This window comes from Vibrio thalassae (genome assembly GCF_900089835.1).
Lineage (GTDB): Bacteria > Pseudomonadota > Gammaproteobacteria > Enterobacterales > Vibrionaceae > Vibrio > Vibrio thalassae.
Genome location: NZ_OANU01000065.1, coordinates 18,725 through 27,418, shown reverse-complemented (window position 1 = coordinate 27,418; position 8,694 = coordinate 18,725). Strand labels below are relative to the sequence as shown.

Below are 8,694 nucleotides of genomic sequence, written 5' to 3'. Positions count from 1 at the left end.
GCCTTTGCGATTACGCTTCCGTACGCCGCTCTCAAGCTGAAGTTTTTGCCACTGGGGTAGAAAAGCCTGACAAAAGTCATCGACATGGCAAAATAAGTCCACTAATTTGTGCATAGCTGGTTCCTTGTGATAAGTCTCTCTTGGTCGAAAGATCTGATCGCAGAACCAGCTTTTAGTTCCCTTCTTTTTTTATCCCGAGTTCAGGTTAAAATAGCAAAAAGCCCACAACTGATTTGTGGGCTTTTTGTTTGTGAATCTGTTTGTTATCTATTATGCACTTGCATAAATAACGCTACCACCTTTTATGGTGTCTATGATCTCTTTAGACAATTTTTCTGGCAAAGCCGGGCATCCCCAACTGCGACCAAGATAACCATTTTTTCGGATAAAGGATTCATTGGCGTAATCAGCACCATGAACAACGATATAGCGGTTACGTGCATTGTCATTGACGCCTTTAGTCAACCCATCCAGCCTAAGAGAGTAACCATTGGCACCATAGTATGTCGAATCGGTTAAGAAAGTTCCGAGCGAGGTTTGACGAGAATTGATGATGTTAGAGAATTTAGTCGCTGTTTTTTTACCGCTATTTACGCCATGTGATACATAAGTATTATACATTAATAACTTTTTCTCTAAGTCAATGACATAAAAACGTTTTTCTGTAGATGGCTTGGAATAATCGATAATCGTCAATAATGGTTTCGAGCGATTTTCAGTATTTTCATAGGCTAGATAAGCATTCTTAAATAATTGAAAATCAACAACTTTAGATAAGTTAGCACTCTTATATATACCAATTGCTTCATCAGTGGGAGATAACGTCGCACTACGAGCACTAAAAGAGAATAAAAATAAAGCGAAGGAAAACACCATCCAACATTGAGATTTGGAAAATTTAATCATTATTACAACAAGTTATATCAAAAACAGGCAAACGTTGAAGCTTTACCACACTAAGGCTTATATTATCTTAAGTTAACCATTAATAAAGTCCAGTTTACTATTATTTACATATTTAAATCTAATTAGGTAATTACAACTAACAGAAAAAACCAATAATCATATAGCTATCAATACATTAGGTAATGATAAGGCGAGGTAGAAAAATAATAGCGCCGACCTCTGCCCATCATAAGCATACAATGACATATTATGCAGCTACGCTATCATTTAACGTCGTATTCTCATCGACTGTAAATGTCGGTACAAGTATACCCACAATCCAATAGCCAGTAGTATCATGCTCACCGTTATACCCCAAAAACCCCAAGGGCTATGTGTTTCAGGAATGCCTCCTACGTTCATCCCCAACAACCCGGAAACAAAAGTCATCGGTAAAAATACCGTCGCAACTATGGTGAGTCGAAAGCTCGACTCTGACATTACTTCGGCGCGATTGGCATTATCTAAATTTTGCAGAACATCAATTCTATTAATTAAGTCATCGAGATTATCAATATTAAGGCTGACATGGTTTGAAGACCTCAATAAAGCGGTACGGTCCTCTTTCTCTAAATTCAGCGTCGCATCTTCCATGCGAATAAGTAGCGCATTGCGAAGCACCGTCAATATACGTCTTATTTTACATATATCGCCGCGTAACTTTAGTAATAATTCCGCATCAAATTCGTCTTGGCTATCAAAATAACGGTCTTCAATCACAGCCAGTTGGTCAGACATAGTAAAGGTTATTTTTTCAATATATACGATAAGATTTTTTACGATCGCTTTAAATACATCAACCACTCTAACGTTAGATTGAGCATCATTATTAATCAGCAATTGTGAGTAGGTTCGGTCAATAGCACTAACAGGGTGATAGCGAACCGTGATAATTCGGCTGGTATCGAAGAATATTTTTAAATCGATCAATCCAAGCGATTGTGTGACCGGTTTCTCATTGCTGATCATCAATGCTACCAATACACTGCCATCATGAAGATTGCGGTGATTAACAAAATTCTTTCTTAATAAGAAATTAATCAAGTCTTCTGCTAAACCACTCTCTTTAGTCAACCAATGGTGATCTTCCTCCTTGGATAAATCCAAATCAATCCAACACGGTTGTTCTTTTCCTTGATGACCTTCAACATGCTGAGCATTTAACGGAGTAATAACTGGCATTGGCATCCTCGCTGTTATTGTTACTTTACTACCAAGATAGATTTTACGCGTTAGGGGCTAATTGTGAAGTATTTACCCTGTCCTATATACTAACAGTATATGGCACGACGACATTGGTCGTTTGTAGGTCAATCATCACGTTTTTTGGAGTGCTTCATGGTTTTGAAAACCAACTCAACTCTTTGGCAAAAATGGCGAGGACTATGGCGTCGATTTCGCCACAGCTTAATCGCCATCGCCGTGTTTATTAACGGCCTGTTTATTATCAATACGATTTGGGGCATTAAGTACAGTCTTGTTGATTTAATTCAGCTCGAAGACTTTGCTAATGTTGATTGGGCTAACCTCGCCAATGGACCATGGTTTCTTCTTGGCCTGTTCTTAATGATCAACGCATTTGGCCTGCTCTTTCGAGCTCGTATCGCGTGGTCGGTTAGCATCATTTTATTAATGATCACATTAATATTCACTTGGCACTTTTTTCCTAACCTAACGCACAGTCTCGCGTTAAACCTTGTCACCTTGGTGAGTTTGTTGGTTTTAAGCAAGGACTTCGACCGCTCAAGCGCGACGGCTGGGGGGATTTTTGCCTTTATCAGCTTTACGGTTCTGATTTTCTATTCCAGTTATGGCGCGCTCTATTTTGGCAATGAATTCAAGCCTGCAATTTCTGACCTGACCACCGCTTTTTATTTCGCAATTGTAACGATGACCACGGTAGGTTACGGCGACATCGTTCCCTTGTCTGAACCTGCCAGATTATTTACTGTTTCTGTCATCATTGCAGGTATTACCGTCTTCGCGACGTCCGTGACTACTGTACTTGGCCCGCTCATACGCGGGGGATTAAACAAACTCGTTAAAGGCAACCAAAGAAAAATGAAGAGAAAAGATCATTATATTGTATGCGGTACTTCGGTTTTGGCGATTGCGACAGCAAATCAACTACTTGCTCGTGGTCTGAGCGTCACCATCTTAACGATTGAACCAGAAGAAAACTTTCCCATCATTCAGCAACGTGTCTCTGGCGATGTGGATATTCTTTCTGGAGATAGTAGTGATAATTCCGTGCTGCAACTTGCAGGGATTAGTCAGTGCCGTGCACTGCTTGCACTGACGGATAATGATGCTGATAACGCGTTTATCGTTCTTACTGCCAAAGACTTTTCGCCGTCAACCAAAACAGTTCTTGCCGTCAATGACGCCAAAAATATGAATAAGGTGAAACAAGTGAAAGCCGATATCGTGCTATCACCACTCCTGTTTGGCAGTAAAGTTCTCGCCAGTATGATGTCTGGCGAACCGCTCGACAACGATCGTTTGGTGGCTATGTTACTCAATTCAGGGCAAGGGCTGTTCGATAAACAATGACCCCTAGGCTCTGCTCACGTTTCCTCCCTTTGACCGTACTTATTGCAATAAGTACGGTCAACTCCCCATCCTATCCCGGCTTAACTACTGTCATTCACGGCAATGGCGCTGTCGCCCATGTTATGGATTACGTTTGTGGCGGTGTTATAGGATACCCCATCACCCCTTCTACCGAAATTTCCGAGCTGTATGAAGCCTTTAGAGCCTAAGGCGGTTGGATTGTTTGGGGGAGTTGAGCAACATCGCACTAGTTAACATATGGTTTTATATGCGCATTATTCCTATTATGGAACCAGACTCTGCAGGATATACGTCCGCTACCCACTCTTTACCATCCTCGGAAAAAAGCAAAAAACCTGCCCCCCACTGAGAAATTGTCGTATACACAATCGGAAACGAGTGAATAACGAAAGGTATGGACGGAGAGGTACCCCTGTCAACGACGGCGAGAGAAACCGTCCCTTTAGCCATACGAAGCGGCGTCGAATGGGTGTTATCGCGTCGATCAACCTTGGTTTGCCTACAATACCCTGTTCCTTTCTGTAACACGCCTGTGTCAAAACGTGACACTATCATCTAATAAAGCGTGGTCGTCGATAATGCAAATAAATGAGGTAAACCACTGACCAACAGTAAAAATCTATTGGCTTAATAGGTTGGCAAGTTACTTGCAAATAGTCCCTTTGGAAAAACACGGAAGGTATTTTTACAACAAAGAAAGAGAGGTAATTATGATTTACGACGCACCGGGCACCCCAAATTCTAGGGTGTCATTTAAAAGCCAATATGAAAACTACATAAATGGAGAGTGGGTTGCCCCTGTTGATGGAGAATATTTTGAGAATGTCTCTCCTGTCAACGGAAAAGTTATATGTAAAATGCCACGAAGTAACAACAAGGATATTGAATTAGCATTGGACGCTGCACATCAGGCTAAAGCGTCATGGGCTGCCACGTCTGTCACTGAGCGGTCAAATATCTTGCTTAAAATAGCGGATATATTGGAACAACATCTCGAAGAAATGGCGATCACGGAAACGTGGGATAACGGCAAGTGTATTCGTGAGACCCTTAATGCAGACATGCCGCTGGTTATTGATCACTATCGCTATTTTGCTGGCTGTATTAGGGCACAGGAAGGCACTCACAGTGTAATAGACGACAAAACTGTGGCCTACCATTTTCACGAGCCTATTGGGGTAGTGGGACAAATTATTCCATGGAATTTTCCATTGCTGATGTCGGCTTGGAAGATCCCTCCTGCTCTTGCAACGGGTAATTGTATCGTATTGAAGCCAGCGGAGCAGACACCATTATCTATTTGTATCTTTCTGGAACTAGTGGCGGACCTACTCCCTAAAGGCGTACTAAATGTTGTTCATGGTTACGGACAGGAAGCAGGCGCCGCACTGGCAAAAAGTGATCGCATTGAAAAGCTTGCCTTCACAGGTTCGTCGCAAGTTGGCCAGATAGTGCTGAATCAGGCGGCAGAAAAAATGATCCCCGCGACTGTCGAGCTGGGAGGTAAATCTCCAAATATCTTTTTCGAAGACATCTTCGACCACGGTGAAGAATATCTTGACAAATGTCTTGAGGGTGCGGCAATGGCTTTTCTTAATCAAGGTGAAGTCTGCACTTGCCCATCACGGATCCTAGTACAAGAATCAATTTACGACCGATTTATCGAGCGCTTACTTGCAAGGACTAAAACGGCGACCCAAAGTAACCCACTTGATACAGACAGCAAAGTCGGCGCTCAGGTCAGTCAGGAGCAGTTCGATCGGATACTCAGTTATATCAATATCGGGAAAAATGAAGGTGCGGAGGTACTCACGGGCGGCGCTAAGACACCGATTGACGGTGAGAATAAAGATGGCTTCTATATTATGCCAACCATTTTGAAAGGCACCAATGACATGAGAGTCTTTCAAGAAGAAATATTTGGGCCAGTAGTCGGTATTACAACCTTCAAAAACGAGCAGGAAGCCATCGAAATTGCGAATGATACTATGTACGGACTTGGCGCAGGTGTATGGACCCGAGACATGAATCTGGCATATCGCGTTGGACGGGCAGTGCAAGCAGGTAGAGTCTGGACAAATTGCTACCACCTCTATCCAGCCCATGCCGCGTTTGGCGGATATAAAAAGTCAGGTATCGGAAGGGAAAACCACAAGATGATGCTGTCACATTATCAGCAAACCAAAAACCTACTGGTTAGTTACGATGAATCTCCAATGGGCTTCTTTTGATCAAGTCAACCTTGATAAATAAATCGATTTTTAATCGTATTTGGAACAATATTCACCATATTAATAGCCATAGGAAATACATTAAGTCATATCTATTGCTAACAATACGGCACTGCTTTATTTGAACCGTATTGTTCAGTAATAGATAGCTGTGAAGCTATTTATCGATTTATATTCTAAAGGAGCTATAACATTGATAGGAGGTACTATATGTGTTCAATGAAATGTAGGTTAATTGATATTCTTATTTCACCAACACCTAAACCAATTGGTCCAAATGGTGTTGCAACTGGCATATATAAGAAGAGTATTGATAGAAGAATAATGATTAAAAAGTTAGGGTTAGAGGGAGATATCCAGGTCGATAAAAGAGTACATGGTGGTTTAGAAAAAGCAATTTATCAATATCCATTTGAGAATTATAAGAAATTAAAAGAATACTTCCCTCAATTATCAGATAACTTTAATACACCTTCAGTTGGAGAAAATTTTTCAACCGTAGGTCTAAGTGAAAACGATGTTCATATCGGTGATACATTTGTGCTTGGAGAAACACTACTTCAGGTCTCTCAGCCAAGAATGCCATGCTGGAAATTGAATCATAAAATTGGTAATGCATATGTTTCAAGCGTATTAATTAATGAGTCTATTACTGGTTGGTATTATCGCGTTATTTCTGAGGGGAGCATAAACACAAATGATGAATTGATATTACAAGAACGGCAAGCTGGCTCAATATCTATTACGGACCTCTGGAAAATATGGAAAGATCCTTTAACCCGTAAAGATATAGAAAAAATGAATATTCCAGGATTATCTAATGAATGGTACTCAATCAGCTAAGGAATCAGAAAGAGTACACTGTATTTCACAAAGGAGAGTAACAAAAATGTCTGTAACTAATATAAACGCAGATTTTGAGACGTTGACCAGTCACTGGTCCTCAATGAACAACCCACGAGAAAATGCCAGAAAGGAAATGATGGAGAGTGTGGGTGCCGAGACGTGGACATACGGAAAAAACTTTGCTAAACAGCTCAGAAGTAAAATTTTCCAACACCCTGTCGCAACTAACCCTATGATAAGGGCCATGAACGAGGGTCAGTTCTCGTTCCAACAAATGAGACATATTCATCTAGAGTATCGACACGCTATTGTACAGATCTTTGTTGATGCTCTCTTAAAACTGACGTTTAATTGTGAATCGTTTGATAACAACCTAAAACCAGGAAGCAAACAAGCACCTCGCTTCTTAATTCTGCTTAACCTTTTGGATGAACTGGGCTTTTTACCAGGCCTAGACGAATCTGGATACTACAAAGGTAACCCTATCTACTCTCATTATCCTTTGTACGAAGATGTCCTTTACGCTTATCAGATTTCAGATGAAGACAGAAAGCATTATGAACCCTCGGTTATTTCCAGTAAGGTACGTGAGTGTTTGCAGGCAGAGTATAACAATGTTCTCGGGCTTGCAGCACTTCTCGCTACGGCCGAGATCCAGGTTATGCTCTTCAGTCCACCACTGAGAGAAAATAGTGCCAAAGTAGGGATTAATACTGATGAGGGTTATTACATGGTCCATGGATGCGCCGATAATGGACAGGAGTTCGCCAATGATGATGATCATGAAGCCGACTTATGGTTATTGGTTGCCATGTTGGTTAATAGTGATAATGCAGCATCCGTTGAAAATGTGGTGATGAATTACTGTGACTTGTGGGATGAATTTTGGCTTCATCAACATACCTTTCATTCGTAGGGCTATATATCAAAACAGGTGGAGTTTACGCTTCATCTGTTTTTACTCTGTTCCATTTGCAAGGAGAGCTAGTGTGGCATTAAAAAAACAAGTAATCGCTAATGAAATGCTTAATATATTTATCTGCCAAAATAAAAAAATCAAAAATGGAAGTAAGTCTGGATGTGGCTATATTTTAAATCCGGATATCGTCCTTTATTTAAAATCAAGACTAAAAAATGAAGATATTAGTAATGTAAAAGTGTCTCAGACAGATTGTTTGGGGCGATGTAGTAATGGCCCCAACATTGCTATCTTCCCAACCAATGAATGGTACCATTTTTCTAATAAAGGCGATGTTGATGAATTGATAAATCAATTATCTATTACAACCAGTGAAGATACAGAAAAGAAAAAAAGTGAATCGACGCAATCTCCCTTTTCTATCTATTTAAAATTAAGTGAAAAAACATTTAGTGTTGGTAGTGAAACATCGATTCTATCTGTATTATTAGAGAACGGGTATGAGATCCCTTATTCATGTAAGCAAGGATTATGTGGTAAATGTCAGGTGAAGATCTGCCTTCCTGAAGGCGAAGAAGACCCCTTAGCCTTCACACCGTCTCCAGAGAAGTGGATAAAAACATGCATCTATCGTACTGGAAAGAACAAGACGGTTGACATTCTGCTGTGAAGCAACAGTCAAACGAACCAAAGATAGCTTTTACCTATCAATTAAAGAGAATTAATTGATTTTAATTCTCTTTACCAGTTCCTCATAATGGTTCCATAAGATTTGAACTGAGTGATACATCCCATGGTTAAGACGATTCGATTTGCCGCTATCCATTTTACTATTGCCTTTACGGTTGCATATGCGCTAACTGGCGAAATCTTAATCGCGAGTCTGATTGCAATGCTTGAACCTGCGGTAAATACCGTTGCGTTTTACTTTCACGAACGTGTTTGGGACAAAAACCAACGCCTTCAAGCTTTGAAAAATAACGAAACCATTAAGACCGCTTCATTTGCGACCGTACACTTTAGTGTCGCGTTTGGTGTCGTTTACTTGTTAACAGGTGATGTCTTGGCGGGTGGGATCATGGCAACATTAGAGCCAACGATTAATACCATCGCGTACTTTTTCCACGAAAAGTCTTGGAATAAAAAGCACCAACAAATGTGTTTTGCGCATTAATCACT

General features: G+C 40.6%; 8 protein-coding genes and 1 pseudogene. 6 read left to right on the top strand and 3 right to left on the bottom strand.

Annotation, left to right across the window (positions count from 1 at the left end):
• The 3 genes and pseudogenes from VTH8203_RS25740 to VTH8203_RS16665 form a co-directional block, all read right to left on the bottom strand.
• Positions 1-114 (bottom strand): annotated as a pseudogene (locus tag VTH8203_RS25740) (IS982 family transposase); the annotation flags it as partial.
• A 156-nt stretch (positions 115-270) separates the two neighbouring features.
• Positions 271-906, bottom strand: a complete 636-nt coding sequence (locus VTH8203_RS16670; RefSeq protein WP_096994686.1) for a murein L,D-transpeptidase catalytic domain family protein — start codon at positions 904-906, stop codon at positions 271-273.
• A gap of 267 nt (positions 907-1,173) precedes the next feature.
• Positions 1,174-2,127, bottom strand: a complete 954-nt coding sequence (locus tag VTH8203_RS16665; RefSeq protein ID WP_096994685.1) for a CorA family divalent cation transporter — start codon at positions 2,125-2,127, stop codon at positions 1,174-1,176.
• 156 nt (positions 2,128-2,283) lie between these two features.
• Between VTH8203_RS16665 and kch the strand changes: the two genes are divergently transcribed.
• From kch to VTH8203_RS16635, 6 genes are all read left to right on the top strand, one after another.
• The gene (kch, locus tag VTH8203_RS16660) at positions 2,284-3,498 is read left to right on the top strand and encodes a voltage-gated potassium channel protein (RefSeq protein WP_096994684.1); all 1,215 of its coding nucleotides are present in this window, start codon (positions 2,284-2,286) and stop codon (positions 3,496-3,498) included.
• A 731-nt stretch (positions 3,499-4,229) separates the two neighbouring features.
• Entirely contained in the window at positions 4,230-5,750 is a 1,521-nt protein-coding gene (gene exaC / locus VTH8203_RS16655; RefSeq protein WP_096994683.1) for an acetaldehyde dehydrogenase ExaC, read from the top strand.
• Positions 5,751-5,960: 210 nt separating this feature from the next.
• Positions 5,961-6,593 (top strand): MOSC domain-containing protein, encoded by a 633-nt coding sequence (locus VTH8203_RS16650; protein ID WP_208617765.1) that lies wholly within the window; start codon positions 5,961-5,963, stop codon positions 6,591-6,593.
• A gap of 46 nt (positions 6,594-6,639) precedes the next feature.
• On the top strand, positions 6,640-7,512 hold the full coding sequence (locus VTH8203_RS16645; protein WP_096994682.1) for a hypothetical protein: 873 nt from the start codon (positions 6,640-6,642) through the stop codon (positions 7,510-7,512).
• A gap of 73 nt (positions 7,513-7,585) precedes the next feature.
• Entirely contained in the window at positions 7,586-8,185 is a 600-nt protein-coding gene (locus VTH8203_RS16640) for a 2Fe-2S iron-sulfur cluster-binding protein (RefSeq protein WP_158296170.1), read from the top strand.
• A 123-nt stretch (positions 8,186-8,308) separates the two neighbouring features.
• Positions 8,309-8,689, top strand: coding sequence for a DUF2061 domain-containing protein (locus VTH8203_RS16635; protein WP_096994680.1), 381 nt, complete (start codon positions 8,309-8,311; stop codon positions 8,687-8,689).
• Positions 8,690-8,694 lie beyond the last annotated feature (5 nt).